General features: G+C 63.1%; 17 protein-coding genes. 10 read left to right on the forward strand and 7 right to left on the reverse strand.

The genetic code is table 11. From position 1 onward, the window contains the following. The first annotated feature begins 122 nt into the window (after positions 1–122). Positions 123–518, forward strand: coding sequence for a helix-turn-helix domain-containing protein (locus QU606_RS22245; protein ID WP_024076064.1), 396 nt, complete (start codon positions 123–125; stop codon positions 516–518). A gap of 58 nt (positions 519–576) precedes the next feature. Further along, positions 577–3,348 (forward strand): winged helix-turn-helix domain-containing protein, encoded by a 2,772-nt coding sequence (locus QU606_RS22250; RefSeq protein ID WP_304997530.1) that lies wholly within the window; start codon positions 577–579, stop codon positions 3,346–3,348. Here the strand turns inward: QU606_RS22250 and QU606_RS22255 are convergent. Together QU606_RS22255 and QU606_RS22260 are read right to left on the reverse strand one after the other, a co-directional pair. Beyond that, positions 3,295–4,800 carry a winged helix-turn-helix domain-containing protein gene (locus QU606_RS22255; protein WP_304997531.1) on the reverse strand — a complete coding sequence of 502 codons (1,506 nt, stop codon included), beginning with the start codon at positions 4,798–4,800 and terminating at the stop codon, positions 3,295–3,297. The genes QU606_RS22250 and QU606_RS22255 overlap by 54 nt on opposite strands. Before the next feature lie 95 nt (positions 4,801–4,895). Further along, positions 4,896–5,846, reverse strand: coding sequence for a GlxA family transcriptional regulator (locus tag QU606_RS22260; RefSeq protein WP_041160963.1), 951 nt, complete (start codon positions 5,844–5,846; stop codon positions 4,896–4,898). Between the two features lie 180 nt (positions 5,847–6,026). Between QU606_RS22260 and QU606_RS22265 the strand changes: the two genes are divergently transcribed. Then, the gene (locus QU606_RS22265; RefSeq protein WP_024076068.1) at positions 6,027–6,749 is read left to right on the forward strand and encodes a pirin family protein; all 723 of its coding nucleotides are present in this window, start codon (positions 6,027–6,029) and stop codon (positions 6,747–6,749) included. Between the two features lie 121 nt (positions 6,750–6,870). Here the strand turns inward: QU606_RS22265 and QU606_RS33085 are convergent, their stop codons facing one another. Then, positions 6,871–7,422: a hypothetical protein gene (locus QU606_RS33085; RefSeq protein WP_370531078.1), complete on the reverse strand. Its 552-nt coding sequence runs from the start codon at positions 7,420–7,422 to the stop codon at positions 6,871–6,873. A gap of 76 nt (positions 7,423–7,498) precedes the next feature. Further along, the gene (locus QU606_RS22275) at positions 7,499–8,503 is read right to left on the reverse strand and encodes a quinone oxidoreductase (protein ID WP_304997533.1); all 1,005 of its coding nucleotides are present in this window, start codon (positions 8,501–8,503) and stop codon (positions 7,499–7,501) included. A gap of 102 nt (positions 8,504–8,605) precedes the next feature. On the opposite strand from QU606_RS22275, the gene QU606_RS22280 reads away from it, so the two are divergent. Then, the gene (locus QU606_RS22280) at positions 8,606–9,469 is read left to right on the forward strand and encodes a LysR family transcriptional regulator (RefSeq protein WP_150055176.1); all 864 of its coding nucleotides are present in this window, start codon (positions 8,606–8,608) and stop codon (positions 9,467–9,469) included. A gap of 573 nt (positions 9,470–10,042) precedes the next feature. Continuing rightward, positions 10,043–10,987, forward strand: a complete 945-nt coding sequence (locus QU606_RS22285) for an aliphatic sulfonate ABC transporter substrate-binding protein (protein ID WP_041161243.1) — start codon at positions 10,043–10,045, stop codon at positions 10,985–10,987. A gap of 156 nt (positions 10,988–11,143) precedes the next feature. Here QU606_RS22285 and QU606_RS22290 read toward each other — a convergent pair whose 3' ends face one another. Genes QU606_RS22290 through QU606_RS22300 form a run of 3 tightly spaced genes read right to left on the reverse strand, consistent with a single transcriptional unit; the run spans position 11,144 to position 14,383 of the window. Further along, complete coding sequence (locus tag QU606_RS22290; RefSeq protein ID WP_069076471.1) at positions 11,144–12,619, reverse strand: FGGY family carbohydrate kinase; 1,476 nt, start codon at positions 12,617–12,619, stop codon at positions 11,144–11,146. Between the two features lie 5 nt (positions 12,620–12,624). Continuing rightward, positions 12,625–13,557 (reverse strand): transketolase family protein, encoded by a 933-nt coding sequence (locus QU606_RS22295; protein WP_102625123.1) that lies wholly within the window; start codon positions 13,555–13,557, stop codon positions 12,625–12,627. Beyond that, positions 13,547–14,383, reverse strand: coding sequence for a transketolase (locus QU606_RS22300; RefSeq protein ID WP_024076074.1), 837 nt, complete (start codon positions 14,381–14,383; stop codon positions 13,547–13,549). The genes QU606_RS22295 and QU606_RS22300 overlap by 11 nt, the downstream gene beginning before the upstream one ends. 361 nt (positions 14,384–14,744) lie before the next feature. On the opposite strand from QU606_RS22300, the gene QU606_RS22305 reads away from it, so the two are divergent. From QU606_RS22305 to QU606_RS22325, 5 genes are all read left to right on the forward strand, one after another. Next, entirely contained in the window at positions 14,745–15,752 is a 1,008-nt protein-coding gene (locus tag QU606_RS22305; protein WP_024076075.1) for an ABC transporter permease, read from the forward strand. A gap of 50 nt (positions 15,753–15,802) precedes the next feature. Further along, complete coding sequence (locus QU606_RS22310; RefSeq protein WP_024076076.1) at positions 15,803–16,735, forward strand: sugar ABC transporter substrate-binding protein; 933 nt, start codon at positions 15,803–15,805, stop codon at positions 16,733–16,735. A 15-nt stretch (positions 16,736–16,750) separates the two neighbouring features. Then, on the forward strand, positions 16,751–18,265 hold the full coding sequence (locus tag QU606_RS22315; protein ID WP_304997534.1) for a sugar ABC transporter ATP-binding protein: 1,515 nt from the start codon (positions 16,751–16,753) through the stop codon (positions 18,263–18,265). A gap of 386 nt (positions 18,266–18,651) precedes the next feature. After that, positions 18,652–19,416, forward strand: a complete 765-nt coding sequence (locus QU606_RS22320) for an SDR family oxidoreductase (protein WP_024076079.1) — start codon at positions 18,652–18,654, stop codon at positions 19,414–19,416. A gap of 10 nt (positions 19,417–19,426) precedes the next feature. Further along, positions 19,427–20,227 (forward strand): SDR family oxidoreductase, encoded by an 801-nt coding sequence (locus QU606_RS22325; protein ID WP_069076475.1) that lies wholly within the window; start codon positions 19,427–19,429, stop codon positions 20,225–20,227. Positions 20,228–20,256: the final 29 nt, after the last annotated feature.

A 20,256-nucleotide genomic window follows, 5' to 3' on the forward strand; every position in this document is an offset into this window, starting at 1 on the left:
GCCGGCACCTGGCGAAATTAACAACGATTAACTCGTCAGCCAGACGGTTCGGCCCCAAGAATGAAGCGGTCTAGACTGCATCCATTCACCGGGAACGCTCCCATCGACTGCGGAAATTCGTCATGGCCCGACTTGAGCACTGTGCTCCACGCTTATCCTCCATCGGTGGCCTCTGCCCCCGACGCGAGCGTATCGCCAAGCAGCTGATCCTCGCCAACCTTGGCGAAAGCCTGGCAATCGCCGACCTCGCCCAAGCCTGCGCCTTGTCGCGCAGCCATTTTTCCCGCGCATTCAAATGCACCACGGGGCTGTCGCCCCAGGAGTGGATACGCCAGCAGCGCATCCAGCGCGCCAAGGAACTGATCATCGGCTCCGCGCTGAGCCTGACGCAAATCAGCCTGGAATGTGGGTTCTGCGACCAGGCGCACTTCTGTCATATCTTCACCCGCAGCGAAGGGGTGAACCCGATGACCTGGCGAAATCACCAATTGCGCCGCAAGCAGGTGATTGCCGCCTAGTGATCCTTGCCGACGTGGAATATGCTCAGGCGATTGTCTTTTCAGGGCCTGCGCCAGCATGAATGACCTCAGCGACCAGGCCGTACATTTCGGCCCGTACCGCATTCACCCGCGCCAACGCCTGGTGCTGGAGGCCGGCCGCCCATTGCGCCTGGGACGGCGCGCGGTGGAGATTCTGCTGATCCTGCTGGAGCAGGCCGGCAATGTGGTGAGCAAGCAGGAACTGATCGCGCGGGTCTGGCCGAAAAGCGTGGTGGAAGACGGCAACCTGCGGGTGCATATGGCGGCGTTGCGCAAGGCGCTGGGCGATGGCCAGGCCGGGCAGCGCTATATCGTGACGGTAGCCCAGCGCGGCTACAGTTTTGTCGCCCCACTGAGCATCGAGCCGATGACCCTGCCCACCGACGGCCCTCCCCACAGCCAGGGCCACAACCTGCCGCTGCGGCGTACACGAATGATCGGCCGCCAGGCGCTGATCGACGCGCTGGTGCAGCAATTGCCGCAACAGCGTTTCATCACCCTGACCGGCGCCGGGGGTATCGGCAAGACCACCGTGGCGCTGCGGGTCGCGGAGCTGCTGATCGGGCACTACGCCGATGGCATTCGCCTGCTGGACCTGGCCCCCCTCAGTGCGCCGTCGATGATCCTGCCCAACCTCGCCGCCCTGCTCGACCTGACGCTTACCGAGCATGAGCCGCTGCTCGCCCTCGCGCGCAGCCTGCACGAACGTCAGTTGCTGCTGGTGATCGACAACTGCGAGCACCTGCTCGATGACATGGCCCTGATCTGCGAAACGTTGCTGCGCCATGCGCCCCACCTGCATATCCTCACCACCAGCCGCGAAGCCCTGCGCGCCGAGGGTGAGTATGTGCAACGCCTGGAGCCCCTGGCCTGCCCGCCCGCCACTGGCAACCGTGCCCAGGCCCTGGGCTACCCGGCCCTGCAACTGCTGATCGAACGGGCCATGTCCCATCAGGACAGTTTTGAACTGAGCGAAGCCGAACTGCCCCTGGCCATTGACATCTGCCAGCGCCTGGACGGCATTCCGCTGGCCATCGAGTTGGTAGCGGCGCAAATCGAACGCTTCGGCTTGCCACGCCTGCTGGTGCAAATGGAAGACAACTTCCGCCTGCTCACCCGTGGCCGGCGCAGTGCGCTGCCCCGCCAGCAGACCCTGCGCGCTACGCTGGACTGGAGCTTCGACCTGCTCACGCACTGCGAGCAGATTTGCTTGCGCCGCCTGGCGGTGTTTCGTGACGGGTTCAGCCTGGCCAGCGCGGCGGCAGTGATCGCCGGAGAGCCGATTGCCCCGGCCGAAGTGCTCGGTTCGATCAGCCAACTGGTGGCCAAGTCCCTGCTCAACGTGGAGCCCGGCGATGACGAGGTGGTGTACCGCCTGCTGGACATTACCCGCACCTATGCCCTGGAAAAACTCAGCCAGGCCGATGAACTCGACACCACCCGCGAGCGCCACGCCACGCGCTGCCTGGTATTGATGGAGCAGGCGCGGGAGGACTGGGAGCGCACGGCGACCCAAGCCTGGATCGACCGCTACGCACCGCTACGCGAAGACGTCCGCGCCGCCCTCGATTGGGGCTTGGGCGACCAGGGCACGCAGCAGTTGGGCATTCGCCTGACGGTCAGCGCAATGCCGCTGTGGCAGGAATTATCCCTGCTGCGCGAGCACAGGTTCTATGTGGGCAAGGCGCTGGTATTGATGCAGCAGTCGAGCGCGCCCTGCACCCAGTTGATGATGCAACTGCAATTGGCCTTGGGCAGCCTGTCCTATCACGCCCTGGGTGGGGCGCCCCAGACGATCGCCGCCTTCGAGCAGGCCAGGCAGTTGGCCGAAGCGCGTCAGGACGTTGCGGGCCAATTGCGGGCCGTGTCCGGGCATATGGCGGTCAACCTGTGTGCCGGTCACTACCGCGAAGCCCTGGAACAGAGTGTGCAGTTCGATCGTCTCGACCCACGTACCGACCCGCTGCTGGACCTGAGCGCCCAGCGCCTGCGAGTACTGGCGCAGCATTTTGCAGGCAACCAGACACTGGCCCTGCACAATGCCGAACAGGTGATCCAGCGCATGGCCCACAGCGGCCATCTCAATCGGTTCACCCATGGCTTCGGCGTGCAATACGACCAGAGCGTCGCCTCACTGACCGTGCTTGCCCGCATCCAATGGCTGCGCGGGGCTCCCGAGCGCGCCTGGCGGACCGCCAGCCAGGCGCTGGAGCTGGCCCTGCAGATCAACCATGGCACCTCGATCTGCTACACCCTGGCCCTGGCCGGTGTGGTGATCGCCCGCTATAACGGCGATGGCGCGGCCGCACAGGCATTGCAGGCACTGCTGTTACAGCATGCCCAGCGCCATTCGGCCCAGCTGTTCCAGACCTGGGCGGCGCACTATGCCGACGGGCCAGGCCAAGGGGATTTGAACGGCCTCGGCCTGGTCAAGGACATCATGATTACACTGGGCGTTGCGACGGTGGACGAACCCGCGGTCGAGCGGGTGCGTAGCGGTGCCGCCGGCTGGTGCGCGCCGGAATTGCTGCGGGTGCGCGCGCAGGCGTTGCTGCACCAGGACACGCCCGACGCCGCCGAAACCCTGCTGTTGGAAGCCCTGGGCCTGGCGCAACAACAAGGCGCCCTGGCCTGGGAGATGCGCACTGCGGAGTCGCTGGCGCGACTGTGGCAAAAACAAGGTCGCCGGCAGGCCGCTCGCGAACTGCTGGGTGGGGTTTACGCGCGATTCACCGAAGGTTTTGCCAGCCAGGACCTAATCCGCGCACGCAGCCTGCTCGACGAGTTGCAGGACCAACGGCCGGCCTGAAAACGGCCCCAGGTAATGCCCATAACCCTGCTGCAATCGCGCCACCTGCACCGGGTCGCGCAGTTGCATCAGCGCGTAGCTGCGCACGCTGTTAAGCAAGCGATAACGCTGCGCCCCCGGACCGGGCTCGACCGTCAGCAACGAAGTGGCGACCAGACGCCCCAGCAGGTACGCCAGGTCGGCGTGTTCCAGCTCGGTACCCGCGACCAGCGTGACAAGGGTCGGCAAGGTCACCGCCACCTTGAACAAACCCAATTGCAGGAACAGCCAGCGCTCCGGCAGGCTCAGGCGCTGGTAGGTCCAGTCCAGGGCCGCGGCCATGGAGCGGTGCCGTTCAACCGCCGTGCGCCGGCCCCGGGTCAGCACCTGCAAGCCATTGCGCAATTGCGCCTGCACACCGTGTACCCCCAAGGCATCGACCTGGGCAGCCGCCAGTTCGAGGGCCAAGGGAATACCATCCAGACGCCGGCAGATATCACGCAGCGGTGCCAGGTCCTGGGGCCGCAGCGCAAAGCCCTGCTGACCGGCCCGAACCCGAGCGACAAACAGTTGCACGGCCGGGTACATCATTGCCTGCTCGACACTGGCCCAGGCGTACGGCATCGGCAATGCCAACCGGGGCACGCGTTGCACCCATTCGCCGGGGACCTGCAGGGCTTCACGACTGCTCAACAACACCGTCACCCGAGGCGCCCGCTCAAGCAGCGTGCGCACCAGATGCCGACAGGCGGCGAGCAACAGGTCAGCGCCATCCAGCACCAGCAGCAATTGGTGTGAGGCCAACTGGCGCGCCAGTTCACGGGCGTTATTGCAGGCTTCAAGACCCAGCGTTCGGGTCACGTGGCGGAGCATTTCCATCGGCGCCTCGACCGTCGCCAGGTCCACCCACCACACGCCGTCGCCGTAGCGCGGCAGCACGCGCTCGGCCAGTGCCAGCGCCAAGGTGCTTTTGCCCACGCCGGCGCTTCCGGTCAACGTCATCAGGCGTTGCCCGGACAGGCGCCGCACCAGCACGCCCAGCAACTCATCGCGACCGATCACCGCGCTGAGCCGCACGGCCAGATTGTGCCTCGGGGTAGTCGCGGCCACGGTGCCCTGCCCCGGCGCCACGAAGCAATACCCGCGTTGGGGGTCGTTGAGGATATAGCGCTGGCCATCCAACGCCCGGCGCAAGGCCGCGATATGCACGCGCAGGTTGTTCTGCTCGACCACGCTGCACGGCCAGACCCGCGCGATCAGGGTGTCCTTGCTGACAAACTGCCCAGGGGTTTCCAGCAGCACCGCCAGGATATCCAGGGCCCGCCCGCCCAGCGGCACCGGCCAGCCAGACTTGCTGACCAGGCGTTGTTGTCGGTGAAACGTGTAGGGGCCGAAGCTCACCGAGTGCGGGTTGTTCATGTCCGTAACAGCGCTGAAACACCCGAGCTTGGGCGTCTGCGCCTCCTTTTCCATGGGCCTGGCGCTATCTTGCCAGCTACCCGTGACAGGACAATGCTGGCACAGGGAGCGTCACGGACATTCAGGTGCGCGAGACGGACATCCTGTCGTTAACTGAACTGTTGTCGGTATTGGGTGGGGTTGAGGCCGAGCTTTTCAGTGAACAGAAAGCGCATATGCCGCACGCTGCCGAAACCGGCGTAGAAGGCCACGGTCTTGAGCGGCAGGTCGGTGGTTTCCAGCAAATGCCGCGCGCGGTCGATGCGCGCGCCTTGCAGGAAGGCCATGGGCGTCATCTGCACCTCCTTGGTAAACAGCCGCGCAAAATGCCGGGCACTCATGCCCGCCAGCGCCGCCATCGACTCGATGGTGTGTGGCTGATCCAAATGGGCCAGTACCTGGTTCTGCACACGGGTAATCGCGGTTTCAAGGGGCGATACGGCGGCGGTCATCGGGCTGAACTGAGCCTGGCCGCCCTGGCGTTTCATCACCACCAGCAGCACCTTGGCGACTTCCACTGCCACCTGTTTGCCATGGTCCTGGGCTACGACCGACAGCGCCAGGTCGATACCGGCCGTGACCCCACCCGACGTAATCAAGCGACCGTCCTGCAGGTAGATGCGGTCAGTCTCGACGATGGCCTGGGGGAAGGCTTTGATCAAGCGGTCGGTGTAGTGCCAGTGAGTGGTCACCCGGTGGCCGTCGAGCAGCCCCGCATGCCCCAGCACAAAGGCGCCGGTGCAGATCGAACCGAAACGCCGCGACCGAGGTGCAGCGGCCCGCAGCCAGGGCAGCAAGTCGGGATGGCATTCGTTATAGGCACCGGGGCCGCCGGGCACCAGCAACAGGTCGTAGGCATCGTGCGCCTGCTCCAACAGCAGGTCGGGCTGGACGACGACGCCGTTGGACGCACGCAGCGGGCCCGGTTCGGTGCCCAGGGTAAGGATCTGGTAGTGCTGCGCCGGCGGCAGGTAGCGGTTGGCAATCGAAAACACTTCAAGCGGCCCGGCCATGTCGAGCAGGAGGAAGTCCGGAAACAGCGCCATGGCCACGGTTTTCATCACGAGAGACGTCCATCGGAAAAGAATGCGGCCGGCATTATGGCACGTCTTTTACTGTCAACCCACATGAGACAGTTATTCAGTTTTTAGATTCTTAATGAATATTTCGGTAACCAGTAATCTTCTTCTCAACGCAAGCGCCCTGCATGTCGCAGCCCGCGCTCACTTGAGGACACCACCATGCTGACCCTTCGCAAAGCTTCCGAACGCGGCGCCGCCAATCACGGTTGGTTGAAGTCGTTCCACACCTTCTCGTTCGCCAACTACTGGAACCCCAAGGAACAGGGTTTCTCCGACCTGCTGGTGATCAATGACGACCGCGTCGCCGCCGGCAAAGGCTTCGGCCAGCACCCGCACCGCGACATGGAGATTTTCTCCTATGTGCTCGAAGGCGCCCTGGAACACAAGGACACCCTGGGCACCGGCTCGGTGATCCGTCCCGGCGATGTGCAACTGATGAGCGCCGGCCGCGGCGTGGCCCATAGCGAGTTCAACCACAGCCAGACCCGTGGCGTGCACTTCCTGCAGATCTGGATCGTGCCGAACGTGGCCGGCGCCGAGCCGCGCTATCAGCAGGAGCACTTCAGCGAAGCACAGAAACGTGGGCGCCTGCAGTTGATCATCTCGCCGGATGGCGCCAAGGGTTCGCTGCATGTACGCCAGGATGCGCGGGTGTATGCCGGGCTGTTCAACGGCGATGAAAGCGCCAGCCTGGACCTGGCGCCAAACCGCCACGTGTACATCCATGTGGCCCGCGGCAGCGTGGAGATCAACGGCCAGCGCTTGCAGGAAGGCGACGGTGCCCGAGTACGTGACGAGCGCCAGATCCGCATAAGCCAGGGTGAGGATGCCGAGGTGCTGGTGTTTGACCTGCGCCCTCAAGAACAGCCGCAGATGCCATGACGGCCCCTTGATGGCCCGCCCATGCGGGCCATCGCCGGCGTCGATAGTCACCATCAGCCCAATGAAGTTCTCTTAAAAAATGCAACGCGTAACATCAAACCCATACCCGGCAACACCCCAACTAAAACACTTGGAGCACACCATCATGAAACGCCAACTCTTGGTTAGCCTCGCTTTCTCGGTACTCGCTGCAAACGCTTTTGCCCACCCAGTCATCGCTGAAGGCGGCTCGGATCGCCTGAATGCCAACCGCGTCGCCGAAGGCGGGGCCGACCGCCTGAATGGCAACCGTGTCGCTGAAGGCGGTGCTGACCGTCTGCAAGAACGCGGCCTGGTCGAAGGTGGTGCGGATCGCCTGAATGGCAACCGTGTCGCTGAAGGCGGTGCTGACCGTCTGCAAGAACGTGGCCTGGTCGAAGGTGGTGCGGATCGCCTGAATGGCAACCGTGTCGCTGAAGGCGGCGCTGACCGTCTGCAAGAACGCGGCCTGGTCGAAGGTGGTGCTGATCGCCTGAATGGCAACCGTGTCGCTGAAGGCGGTGCTGACCGTCTGCAAGAACGCGGCCTGGCTGAAGGTGGTGCAGATCGCCTGAATGGCAACCGTGTCGCTGAAGGTGGTGCTGATCGTCTGCAAGAACGCGGCCTGGCTGAAGGTGGTGCAGATCGCCTGCACAGCAACAACGCCTGACCCCGCGCTGTTCGCGGGGTACCCCAAACCGGCCTGATCAGCCGGTTTTTTTTCGTCTGCATTAAACCAAGTCGCGGTCCACCCACACAACCGCCTTACCTATTTGTTGCCGCGCCTCGATGCGCGCATGCACCTGCTTCACCGTCTCCAGGCTGTAATGTCCCTCGATCTCCACCGTCAGCGATCCTTCCAACATCGCCGCAAAAACCGCATTGGCTCGCCGTTGCACGGTCGCGCCATCGGCCATGTGGTCAGCCAAGCGTGGCCGCGTCAAAAACAGTGAGCCGGCCTCCCCCAGTTCAATCGGGTCCAGGTCCGTCAGCGAGCCCGAGACATTGCCGTAATTGACGATCAAGCCTCGCGTGCGGCAAGCGCGGAAACTGTCACGCAAGGTGGTTTTGCCCAGTGAGTCGAACACCACATCCACGCCCTGCCCCGCCGTAGCCTCGCGCACGCGCTCGGCGAATCGCCCTTCGTCATACGTCCAGGCCTGGTGGGCACCGCGTTGCAGGGCAATCGCGCATTTTTCAGCGCTGCTACCGGTGGCGAATACCGTCGCGCCCAACCGCCGCGCCATCTGCACCAATAATTGGCCAATGCTGCCGGACGCCGCATGCACCAGGCAGGTACTGCCGGCGTGCAAGCGCGCCACATCGTCAATCAGGTAATGGGCGGTGCAGCCCTGGAACATCGCGGCTGCCGCCTGATCGAAGGTGATTGCGCTGGGAATCTGCGCGATTTTGTCCGCCGGCACAGCGGCGTATTCGGCATAAGCCCCCCAGGCGATGCACCAGGCGACCCGATCACCGACGTGCAAATGACTGACGCCGGCGCCTACGTCAACGACCACTCCGGCGCCTTCCATGCCCAAGGTGCAAGGCAGGCGCACCGGGTACGTCACCGATTGGGCGTACTTGCCCTGGCGCGTGTGGACATCCATGAAATTGATCCCGGCACAGGCCACCTTGACCAGCACATGGCCTGGCGTGACCTGGGGTATGGGAGCGTCATGGCGCAGCAGGGCAACCTCGGGTCCACCATAGGTTTGCAGGGTGATGGCTTTCATCGGGGAACAACTCCGTTTGCACTGGGAAGCGGCCATGGTAAAAGGACCTTCTCAGTAGGAAAATTCCCCAAACTCTCCCAACCCCTGTGCGGAAATAACCCGATGTTCGATTGGCAGGACCTGTATTACTTCACCGTCTTGGCCCGCACCCAATCGCTGTCGGCCGCCGCCCGCGAGTTGCAGGTGGAACACGCTACCGTCGGGCGCCGGGTCGACGCCCTGGAAACAGCCCTCGGGGTGAAACTGGTCGACCGCCTGCCCCGCAGCCGACCACTCACTGCCCAGGGCCGGGCATTGGCTGAACTGGCGGCGGGCATGGGCGGGATGGCCACCGAAGTCATGCGCTTGTCACGGGTAGCGTCCATCGAACTGGCCGGCACGGTACGGGTCAGTTGCCCGCCGTCCATTGCCAACCATTGCATCGCGCCCCACGTGGCGCGCTTGCGAGCCCAGTACCCACAGCTGAACCTGGTGCTGATGCCCTCCACCCAACTGGCCGCGCTGGATAAGGGCGAAGCCGATATCGCCCTGCGCACCGTACGCCCCGACGAGGACGCGCTGGTGCGCCGCAAGGTCGGTGTGGTGCGCTTCGGGTTGTATGCCGCGCCAGTGTTCAAGCAACTGCCCGCCGCCCACTGGACGTTCATCGCCTACGACAGCAGCCGCGACCACCTGCCCCAGCAAGCGTGGATGCACCAACTGCGCGGCCAGCGCCCGATCGTATTTGCCGCCAGTGAGTTGATCACCCAACAAATGGCGGCCCGCTCCCAGGTGGGCGCGGTGGTATTGCCGACGCTGGTGGGTGATCACGACCCGCAACTGGCGCGCTTGCCCACCGCCAGCGACGGGCCGGTGCGCGATATCTGGTTGACGGTGTACCCGGATATGCGGCGCTCACCGTCGGTGAAAGTGGTGATGGAATTCTTGGTCGATTGCATTGAAGGCGAGCCGCAACTGCGGCGTTGATTCCGCCCAGGGTGCCGAGGAATTTATTGCGATACGCCGCCGGCGGCATCCCCACCCACGTTGGGGGGCGAAGCGGCCCTGAATCCTGCCACCGAGTGTTGTCTGAAATAACGCGGTGGGCTTATTGGGGCTGCTGCGCAGCCCAACGCGGGGCAAGCCCTAATGCCGTTCAGTTAAGGCTTTTTTGTAGGAGCGAGCTTGCTCGCGAAGAACTCACAGGCGCCGCGTTCACTCAGGAAACACGCGTTATCGTTGACGTTTTTCGCGAGCAAGCTCGCTCCTACAGAAGGCGATGTACGCTTAACTGAACGGCATTAGGGCAAGCCCGCTCGCCACAGAAAGCGCGCTCAACAGAAATGGATCTGGCGGGATGGGGCCATGAGAGGCATGTGCATAAAAAATCTATTGTTTATATTAATGACTGGATTTTATGAAATAGCCCTATAACTACAGGGTTATGCCCGATGAGCAGCAAGCGGATAAAAGTGCCCTAAGCTCAGATCCAAAAATTATTTATCGAATGGTTTTTAGAACTTTATGCTTGGCGCAATTTCGTTGAACATCGAGCGCGCCATGTCCATACGCCGTCCCCTCGCCGCTGTATTAGGGTTACTCGCTTTTGCCGTCGCCGTAAGCGCCGAAGCCCAGGAAACCCTGCGCATCGGTTACCAGAAATCCTCGACCTTGATCACCCTGCTGAAAACCCAAGGCACCCTGGAAAAGGCCCTCAAAGCCGAGCATATCGATGTGTCCTGGCACGAGTTCCCCAGTGGCCTGCCGTTGTTGGAAGCACTGAATGTCGGCAACGTGGACATCAGCGCCGACGTGGCCGACACCGTGCCGATCTTCGCCCAGGCGGCCCAGGCCAAGCTCACCTACTTCGCCCAGGAAGCGCCCTCGCCCAACGCCCAGGCGATCGTGGTGCACAAGGATTCGTCGATCCAGCAATTGGCGGACTTGAAAGGCAAGAAGGTCGCGGTCACCAAAGCCGCCGGCACGCACTACCTGTTGATTGCCGCGTTGGCCAAGGCCGACCTGGCGTTCTCGGATATCGAACCGGCCTACCTCTCGCCGGCCGATGGTCGCGCGGCGTTCGAGAACAACAAGGTGGATGCCTGGGTGACCTGGGAACCCTTCCTCACCAGCGTGCAGCGCCAGTTACCGACGCGCACCCTGGCCGATGGCGCAGGCCTGGCCAGCTACAAGCGTTACTACCTGACCGGCACGCCGTACGCCAAGGCCCATCCCGACGTGTTGAAAGTGGTGTATGAACAGTTGGAAAAAGCCGGCCAATGGATAAAGACCCACCCCCAGGACGCAGCGAAAGTGCTTGGGCCGTTGTGGGGCAACCTGGATGTGGCCACGGTGGAAGCGGCGAACGCGCACCGCAGTTATCAGGTGCAGCCGGTGACGGTGGATCAGTTGGGTGAGCAGCAGAAGATTGCCGATGCGTTCTTCAAGGCGGGGTTATTACCCAAGGCCGTGGATGCCACGGATGTGCAGACCTGGCGCCCTTGAGGCTTGCACAGGCCAAATGTGGGAGGGGCGGTGCGACGATTCGACTTGCCCCCGATATAGGCAGTGGGTCAGCAACAGATGAGCTGACTGATACACCGCATCGGGGGCAGTCGAATCGTCGCACCGCCCCTCCCACATTTGGATCTGCATATGACGTTAGAGGAGTGTGCGGGCCAGGGCGTTTTTCCACTCGGTGTAACGCCCTGCCATCGCCGGGTCATCCTGCGGTTCAAACCGCTCGCGCTGGCGCTCCAATGCACCCAGCGCCTCATCACTCGCCCAAATCCCCAGCGCCCTCCCCGCCAGGTGCGCTGCGCCCAGCGCCGAGACTTCCGGCGACAGGCTGCGCACCACCGGCCGTTGCAACAGGTTGGCCAGGAACTGCATCAGCCAACGGTTGCGCGTGGCGCCGCCATCCACCCACAGTTCCTTGAGCGGGCTGCCGATGTCTTGCTGCATGGCCTCGAACACATCGCGAATCTGATAGCCGATCGATTCCAGCGACGCGCGCAGGATATGCGCGCCGGACGTGGCTTCGGTCAACCCGCAGATCAGCCCACGGGCGTCGGCCTTCCAGTGCGGTGCGCCGAGACCGGAGAGCGCCGGCACAAAATACACGCCACCGTTATCCGGCAGTTGCGCGGCCTGTTCGGTCAAGGCGTCCAGGGACTCCCCGGCCACCAACCGCGAAGCCCACTGCACGGCGGCGCCGGTATGGACGATATTGCCTTCCATGCCGAAGGTGGGCTGGCTGCCGTCGTGCCAAGCCAAGGTGGTCGACAAGCCATGGGTGGAGGCAATCGGGCCGCTCATGGGCGTCATCAAGGACGAACCGGTGCCGAGGGTGGCCTTGACCAGCCCCGGCGCAAAACCGCCCTGCCCGTACAGCGCCGCATGGGAGTCGCCGATCATCGACATCACCGGGATACCGGCGGGCAAACTGCCCACGGCGACCGTTTCGGCGAAGAAACCGGCGCTCGGCTGGATCGGTGCCAAGGCCGCGGCCGGAATGGCGAACAGCTGCAAAAGCTCAGGATCCCAGGCACAGGTGTGCAGGTTGAACAGTTGGGTACGCGCGGCGTTGGAATAGTCGGTGGCGAACACCTGGCCGCCGCTGAGTTTCCACAACAGCCAGCTGTCGACCGTGCCCAGGCAGATCTGCCCGGCAGCGGCGCGGGCGTGGCCATCCTCAAGGTGATCGAGAATCCAGCGAAATTTGCCCGCCGAGAACATCGGGTCCAATGCCAGCCCGGTCTTCTCCAGGATCAGTGCTTCATGGCCCTGCGCATGCAGCTGGGTGCACAACGCGGTGGAGCGTCGGCATTGCCAACTGATGCAAGGCGACAGCGGCTCGCCGCTACGACGATCCCACGCCACCACCGACTCACGCTGGTTGCTGATCGCCAGCGCAGTGATCGGACGATCCACCTGGGCCAGGCATTCTTCAATCGCCGCCAACGTGTTTTGCCAGATCAACAGGGGGTCCTGTTCGGAAAACCCGGCCTGGGGATGGCTGATGCTCAGTGGCCGCGAACCGCGCGCAATCACCTGGCCAAGTTCATTGACCAGCACCGCCTTGGCGTTGCTGGTGCCTTCATCCAGCGCCAGGATCAGCGGAGTGTTGTTGTTCATGGGATTCACCGCAACCGAGTGGCAGCCGCCACGATCCCAGCCGCATCAATGTTATGCAAGGCGCGCGTCGGTTCGCGGGCGCCGGCGGCGGCGTATTCACCATCGCCAATGCCCAGGCGGATCAAGGGAATACCCAATGCAGCTTCGGCCAGCACTTCGGCGACCAGGCTGCCGACGCCGCCGTTGATATTGTGCTCTTCCACACTGATCACCGCGCGCGTGCCGCTCAATGCGCTGAGCAGTACATCGCGCTGCAAGGGCCGGATCGACGACAGGTTGATCACCTGCGCCTGGATGCCCTGCTCCGCCAGCAATGCGGCCGCATCCACCGCTTCATGCACCACCGAGCCCAAGGCCACGATGCTCACATCCGCGCCTTGGCGCAGGATATCCACCTGCCCAGGCACGAATTGGTAGTCAGCATCGTGCACATCCGGCAGGGCCTTACCATCGAGCCGGATATACACCGGGCCGTGATAGCGCAGCGCGTAATCGACGATCTGACGGCATTCACGCGCATCCGCCGGGGCGAAAATCTGCACATTGCCAAAGCCGCGCATCACCGAGATATCGTCGAGGCTGTGGTGGGTGCTGGCCAGCGGGCCGTAACTGGTGCCGGCATTGAGGCCGAACATCTTGACGTTGGCCTGGTTGTAGCAGACGTCGACCTTGATCTGCTCATTGGCGCGGGAAATCAGGAATGGCGCCGCATTGCAGGTGGCGGCGATCTTGCCGCCCAGGGCCAGGCCCGCAGCGACGCTGACCAGGGACTGTTCGGCAATGCCGACGTTAATCAGACGCTCGGGAAAGCGCTGGGCAAACGGACCGATCTTGGCCGTAGAGGTGGAGTCACTGACCACCGGCACCACGTCCAGCCCGGCATCGACGGCGGCGATAAACGCGTCCACCATGACGCTCGCCAAATGTTCACTCGCCATGGTTCAACTCCTCCAGTGCCGCGTTGATTTCATCACCCTTGGGCACGCGGTGGTGCCATTCGGGACGGGCTTCGATAAACGACACGCCCTTGCCTTTGATGGTGTGGGCGATCAGTACCTGGGGCGCGCCGGTCTTGGTCTGCATGGTTTCCAGGGCCTCGATCAATTGGCCCACATCGTTACCGTCGCACTCGCTGACGCTGAAGCCGAAGGCGGCCCATTTCACGTCCAGCGGGTCCAGCGGCATGATCTCGGCGGTCAACCCCGCCAGTTGCAGCTTGTTCTTGTCGACGATCACAAACAGGTTATCCAGACCGTACTTGGCCGCCGCCATCGCCGCCTCCCAGTTGGAGCCTTCGGCCAGCTCACCGTCGCCGGTCAGCACATAGATGCGTTTTTTGCTGCCGGACATTTTCGCCGCCAACGCCAGGCCCACGGCCACCGGCAGACCATGCCCAAGCGCGCCGGTATTGAGTTCGATGCCGGGGGTTTTCTGCCGTACCGGGTGGCCGGGCAAGTGGGAATTGAAGTGCTGGTAGGTCGGCAGCCACTCAGTGGGGATGTAGCCTGCCTGCGCCAGGCAGCAGTACAAACCGCCCACGCCATGGCCTTTGCTCTGGATATAGATATCCCGCTCCGGGTCTTCGGTACGTTCCGGGCCGGTGTTGAGGATGCGGAAATACAGGGTGGCCAGGATGTCGGTCTCCGACAAGTCAGCCCCGGTGTGACCGCCGGCCGGTGAGTCGGCATTCAGGCGGATCACATGGCGACGGATCAGGCGGGCCTGTTCCTTGATCTGGTGGGCGTCGTACTGGAAGGCATTCATGCAGCGGCTCCTTTGAGGCTGACCACGCGGGGTAAAAGTGTCCAAAGCTGTTTTGAATATTTATTCAGCAGTGACAATATATTTCTATTTAGACGCCGAACGCTCAGCAGGTCAAGTGAGCGACCGGCGAAAAAATGAAATAAACCCCGGAAACAGCCCTCGGACAAACGGCCAAAATCCCACGCGGGCTTATCTATCCCGTGGCTTTGTGGCGTGTGAAAGTGCCAGCCTAGAGGCACACATGAAAAATTAAGCGCTTGACTTTGACACGGTGTCACTGGAATCTGAATTAACAGTCAGGCACGCATAAATATTCAAGACGCCTGAAAGCACTCCAAAAAAAATAAATCAGGAGAACACTGTGGACGCCAAAGCTATTGTCCAGCATCCGGCCGAACTCAAGCCGCCACCCCGCCCACGTCTGGTGAAACTGCTGCCCAGCAACATCGGCGGCCCGCTGATCGGCCTGGTGCTGTTGGTGCTGGTCTTCTCCTTCAGCTCTGAATTCTTCTTTTCGTTGCGCAATGGCCTGAACATCCTCGATCAGGTCACCGTACTGGGCATCCTGGCGATTGGCATGACGGCGGTGATCGTGATCGGCGGCATCGACCTGTCGGTCGGCTCGGTGCTGGCCTTTTCAATGATGATGCTCGGCTGGCTGTATCAGGATCAGGCCGTGCCGCTGGGCTTCGCGATTCCGATCTCGATTGCCAGCGGCATGCTCGCCGGGTTGGTGTCCGGTGGGTTGATCACCTACGCCAAGCTGCCGCCCTTTATTGCCACGCTCACCATGATGTCGGTAGCCCGTGGCCTGGCAAATATCCTCACCGAAGGCCGGCAGATCGTCGGCTACCCGGACTGGTTCACCAGCCTGGCCACGGTGCGCCACTTTGGTTTCCTCTCGGCCACCGTGGGGCTGTTCCTGGTGATGCTGGTGGTGGCCTGGGTGTTCCTGCGCTTTCGTGCCGGTGGCCGCAACCTCTACGCCATGGGCGGCAGCCCGGAAGTGGCGCGGCTGTCGGGCATCAAGGTGCGTGCGATTACTTTGTGGGTGTACGCCATCAGCGGTGCCCTCGCCGGTATCGCCGCCGTGACCCTCGCCGCACGCCTTGATTCTTCGCAACCGAGTGCCGGGCTGAGCCTGGAACTGGACGCCATCGCCGCCGTGGTGATTGGCGGCGCCAGCCTCAGTGGCGGCGTCGGCAGCATCGGCGGCACCCTCGTCGGCGTGTTGATCATTGGCGTGCTGCGCAATGGCCTCAACCTGCTGGGTGTTTCGCCCTTCATTCAACAAGTGGTGATCGGTGTGGTCATTGCCCTCGCCGTCACCATCGACACCCTGCGACGCCGCTCCAGCACTGCCCGTTAAACCTGTTCGACAGTTGACACCCTCCAACAATAAAACCAGGAGTCACCGACATGTTCAGCCCCAAGAAACTGCTGTTAGCCACCGCTCTCGCCGCCGCCACCCTCACTGCCGCCGGCACCACCTGGGCCAAGGACCTGACCATCGGCCTGGCCGTGGCCAACCTGCAGGCCGACTTCTTCAACCAGATCAAGCAATCGGTGGAAGCCGAGGGCAAGGCCAAGGGGATCAAGGTGATCACCGTGGATGCCCAGGGCAACTCTTCGACCCAGGTCAGCCAGATTGAAGACTTGATCACCCGCCAGATCGATGTGCTGATCTACATCCCGGCTGGCGCCACTGCGGCCGGTGTGCCGGTGAAAGCCGCCAAGGCTGCCGGCATCCCGGTCATCGCTGTCGACCGCAACGCCCCCGACGCACCCGGCGACACCTTTATCGCCAGCGACAGCGTGGACGGGGCCAAGACCCTGGCCGAATACGTGGGCAAGATCACCGACGGCAAGGGCCGTATCGCGATCCTGCAAGGCCAGCTCGGCACCACCCCCGAGAATGATCGCGCCAAAGGTTTTGAAGAAGGGTTGAAAGCCTTCCCGAACCTGAAGGTGGTGGCCCAGCAACCCGCCGAATGGGCCCAGGACAAAGGCTTCGCCGTGGCCCAGGACCTGCTCCAGCGTGACCCGAATATCACCGTGTTCTTCGGCCGCGCCGATGCCATGGCCTTGGGCGCCGCCCAGGCGGTGAAGGTCGGCAACCTCGATCACCCGGTGGTGGTGGTCGGTTTCGACGGTGACGTGGCCGGGCTCAAGGCCGTGCAAAGCGGTGTGCTGAACGCGACCATGACCCAGCAGACGCAGAAAATGGGGCGCCTGGCCGTGGCCTCGGCCATTGACCTGAAAGCCGGCAAGGCCGTGCCCAAGGAACAACTGCTGCCCACCGTGCTGACCACTAAAGAAAACGTCGCGCCGTTCCTGCAACAGCACCCGTAAGCCGTGGAGGTCGTCATGCAAGCCGCTCTGGATACCCGTGCAGCTGAACCCGATGCCGTGCTATGCCTGCGCAATATCAGCAAGGCCTATGGCCCGGTGCAGGTGCTGTCGCAGATCAATGTGGATATTCGCCCCGGCGAAGTCCTGGCGTTGCTCGGCGAAAACGGCGCGGGCAAGTCGACCTTGTCGTCGATCATCGCCGGGCTCGTGCACCCCGAAGCCGGGGGCAGCATGACCTGGCTCGGCGAGCCCTACACCCCAGCCTCGCCGGGTGCCGCACTGGGGGCCGGGATCGGCCTGATCCACCAGGAAATCCGTCTGTTGCCGCAATTGTCGATCGCCGAAAACATCTTCGTCGGCCGCCTGCCCATGCGCCACGGGCGGGTCGACCGCGAGTACATGGAGGCCCAGGCGCAGATCCAATTGGAGCGCCTGGGGCTCAAGGTGCCGGCATCGCGTAAGGTCGAGGGCCTGAGCGTGGCGGCCCAGCAACTGGTGGAAATCGCCAAGGCACTGACACTCAAGGCCAGCCTGCTGATCCTCGATGAGCCCACCGCGGCCTTGGGCGGGGACGAAACCGAGCTGCTGTTCAAGCAGGTGGAACGGCTCAAGGCCGAGGGTGTGTCATTCATCTATATCAGCCATCGCCTGGAAGAAATCGCGCGCATCGCCGACCGTGTGCTGGTGCTGCGCGACGGTCGCCAGATCGCCCTGCATGCCACGGCGCAAGTGCCGGTGCGGGAATTGGTGGAGCAGATGGTCGGGCGCAGCCTGGAGCGAATTTTCCCTGCGTTGCAGGCGCCGCAAGAGCGCGTGATGTTGCAGGTCAAGGATCTGACCTGCCGCGAGTTTGCCTTGCACGGCATCGACTTCAGCGTACGCGCCGGTGAAGTGTTCGGCATTGCCGGGGTGGTCGGCGCCGGGCGGACCGAGCTGGTGCGCACCCTTGCCGGTGCGGCACAGGACATCCAGGGGCATATGGTGCTCGATGGCGAGACATGCCAGTTGCGCTCGCCCTTCGAGGCGATCCAGGCCGGTGTGGTGCTGGTACCGGAAGACCGCAAGCAGCAAGGCGTGGTGGTGGAGCATCGCATCGAAGACAACCTGATTTATGGCAACACCGACCTGCTCGACAAACGCGGCTGGGTGTTCCCTGCCCCGCTGCGCGAATTCGCGCGCACGGCGGTGGCGCGGTTGGGTGTGAAAGGTGCGCCGCAGTCGCGGATTTCCAGTCTGTCCGGCGGTAACCAGCAGAAGGTGATCATCGCCAAGTGGCTGGCGCGCAACCCCAAGGTGTTCATCCTCGATGAACCGACGCGCGGGATTGACGTGGGCGCGCGGGCAGCGATCTACGAAGTGATCGCCGACCTGGCAGCCAAGGGCATGGCGGTGATTGTGGTCAGTTCGGACCTGGATGAAGTGCTCGGGCTGTCACACCGCGTGATGGTGATGAGCCGGGGCCGGCAGATGGGGATTCTGGAGCGTGGCGAGGCCACCCCGGTGTCGGTAATGGAAATGGCCACCGCATAACCAAACACCTGCACAGATCCAATGTGGGAGGGGGCTTGCCCCCGATGAGGGAGTGTCAGTAGATGCATCTGTAACTGAACCACTGCTATCGGGGGCAAGCCCCCTCCCACAGGGGATCTACTGTGATTTCAAAATTGGAGTTATCCATGCAGCTTTTCAGTCGTGGCTTTTGGCGGATGGGGACTCTGGAGCGCGGCGAGGCCACCCCGGTTTCGGTAATGGAAATGGCCACCGCATAACCAAACACCTGCACAGATCCCAGTGTGGGAGGGGGCTTGCCCCCGATGAGGGAGTGTCAGTAGATGCATCTGTAACTGAACCACTGCCATCGGGGGCAAGCCCCCTCCCACAGGGGTTCCACTGTGATTTCAAGATTGGAGTAGTTCATGCAACTTTTTAGTCTTCAAGACCAAGTGGCCTTTGTCACCGGCGCCGGCAGCGGCATCGGCCAGGCTATCGCCGTCGGGCTCGCCGAAGCGGGCGCGGATGTCGCCTGCTTTGACCTCCCGGGCAGCCCCGGCATTGCCAGCACGGTAGAACGCATCCAGGCCCTGGGCCGTCGAGCCCTGGCCCTCAGCGGCACCGTCACCGAACGCGCCGCGCTGGATGCAGCGGTCGCGCGAACCGAACAAGAACTCGGCCCACTCAGCGTGGCCGTCAACTGCGCCGGCATCGCCAATGCCCAGGCCGCCGAGGACCTGGAGCTGCAACGCTGGCAAACCACCCTGGACATCAACCTCACCGGCATCTTCCTCAGTTGCCAGGCCCAGGCCGCGGTGATGTTGCCACGGGGCAAAGGCGCGATCGTCAATATCGCCTCCATGTCCGGCAGCATCGTCAATCGTGGCCTGTTGCAAGCCCACTACAACACCTCCAAGGCCGGGGTGATCCACCTGAGCAAAAGCCTGGCGATGGAGTGGGCAGACAAGGGCCTGCGGGTCAATTGCATCAGCCCGGGCTACACCGCCACGCCGATGAACTCACGCCCGGAAGTCGCCGACCAGGTGAAGATCTTTGAACAGACCACGCCCATGGGCCGCATGGCCAGCGTGGACGAAATGGTCGGCCCGGCGATCTTCCTGGTCAGCCAGGCGTCGTCTTTCTGCACCGGTGTCGACCTGTTGGTCGATGGCGGCTTTGTCTGCTGGTAAGGAGCCCCTCATGTCGCAACGATTCAGCGGTAAAACTGTGGTGATCACCGGCGCCTGCCGTGGTATCGGCGCCGGCATTGCCGAGCGCTTCGCCCAGGAGGGCGCCAACCTGGTGCTGGCCTCCAACGACCTGGAGCGCGTGACCTTCACCGCCGACCAACTGGCCCAGGAATACCAGGTCGATGTCCTCGCGCTGGGCATCGACGTCACCCGTGAAGACGATATCGAAAAGCTCTACCGCGAAGGCCACGCACGCTTTGGCAGCATCGACGTGTCGGTACAGAACGCCGGCATCATCACCATCGATCACTACGACAAAATGCCCCGTGCCGACTTCGACAAGGTCCTGCAAGTCAACACCACCGGCGTGTGGCTGGGCTGCCGGGAAGCGGCCAAGTACATGGTCAAGCAAGGCAGCGGCCGGCTGATCAACACCTCGTCCGGCCAGGGCCGCCAGGGGTTTATCTACACCCCGCACTACGCCGCGAGCAAAATGGGCGTGATCGGCATCACCCAGAGCCTGGCGCTGGAGTTGGCGCGGCATAACATCACGGTCAACGCGTTCTGCCCCGGTATCATCGAAAGCGAGATGTGGGACTACAACGACCGCGTATGGGGCGAGATCCTCAGCACCGATGAAAAGCGCTATGGCAAGGGTGAACTGATGGCCGAGTGGGTCAAGAACATCCCCCTGCGCCGAGCCGGCAAACCCTCGGACGTGGCGGGATTGGTGGCATTCCTGGCCTCCGATGACGCGGCCTACCTGACCGGCCAGGCAATCAATATCGACGGCGGCCTGATCATGTCGTAAGGGTTTGGTATCCTCACCCACATTGATTT

The sequence above is a fragment of the Pseudomonas sp. OVF7 genome, assembly GCF_030644265.1.
Taxonomy (GTDB): domain Bacteria; phylum Pseudomonadota; class Gammaproteobacteria; order Pseudomonadales; family Pseudomonadaceae; genus Aquipseudomonas; species Aquipseudomonas gorinensis.

Coding starts and splice junctions, on each gene's coding strand:
- QU606_RS22260 (WP_041160963.1), bottom strand. CDS start 5,846: ATGAAAACCGTGGCCATGGCGCTGTTTCCGGACTTCCTCCTGCTCGAC.
- QU606_RS22265 (WP_024076068.1), top strand. CDS start 6,027: ATGCTGACCCTTCGCAAAGCTTCCGAACGCGGCGCCGCCAATCACGGT.
- QU606_RS22285 (WP_041161243.1), top strand. CDS start 10,043: ATGTCCATACGCCGTCCCCTCGCCGCTGTATTAGGGTTACTCGCTTTT.
- QU606_RS22320 (WP_024076079.1), top strand. CDS start 18,652: ATGCAACTTTTTAGTCTTCAAGACCAAGTGGCCTTTGTCACCGGCGCC.
- QU606_RS22280 (WP_150055176.1), top strand. CDS start 8,606: ATGTTCGATTGGCAGGACCTGTATTACTTCACCGTCTTGGCCCGCACC.
- QU606_RS22295 (WP_102625123.1), bottom strand. CDS start 13,557: ATGGCGAGTGAACATTTGGCGAGCGTCATGGTGGACGCGTTTATCGCC.
- QU606_RS22325 (WP_069076475.1), top strand. CDS start 19,427: ATGTCGCAACGATTCAGCGGTAAAACTGTGGTGATCACCGGCGCCTGC.
- QU606_RS22315 (WP_304997534.1), top strand. CDS start 16,751: ATGCAAGCCGCTCTGGATACCCGTGCAGCTGAACCCGATGCCGTGCTA.
- QU606_RS22275 (WP_304997533.1), bottom strand. CDS start 8,503: ATGAAAGCCATCACCCTGCAAACCTATGGTGGACCCGAGGTTGCCCTG.
- QU606_RS22250 (WP_304997530.1), top strand. CDS start 577: ATGAATGACCTCAGCGACCAGGCCGTACATTTCGGCCCGTACCGCATT.
- QU606_RS22290 (WP_069076471.1), bottom strand. CDS start 12,619: ATGAACAACAACACTCCGCTGATCCTGGCGCTGGATGAAGGCACCAGC.
- QU606_RS22300 (WP_024076074.1), bottom strand. CDS start 14,383: ATGAATGCCTTCCAGTACGACGCCCACCAGATCAAGGAACAGGCCCGC.
- QU606_RS22255 (WP_304997531.1), bottom strand. CDS start 4,800: ATGGAAAAGGAGGCGCAGACGCCCAAGCTCGGGTGTTTCAGCGCTGTT.
- QU606_RS22310 (WP_024076076.1), top strand. CDS start 15,803: ATGTTCAGCCCCAAGAAACTGCTGTTAGCCACCGCTCTCGCCGCCGCC.
- QU606_RS22245 (WP_024076064.1), top strand. CDS start 123: ATGGCCCGACTTGAGCACTGTGCTCCACGCTTATCCTCCATCGGTGGC.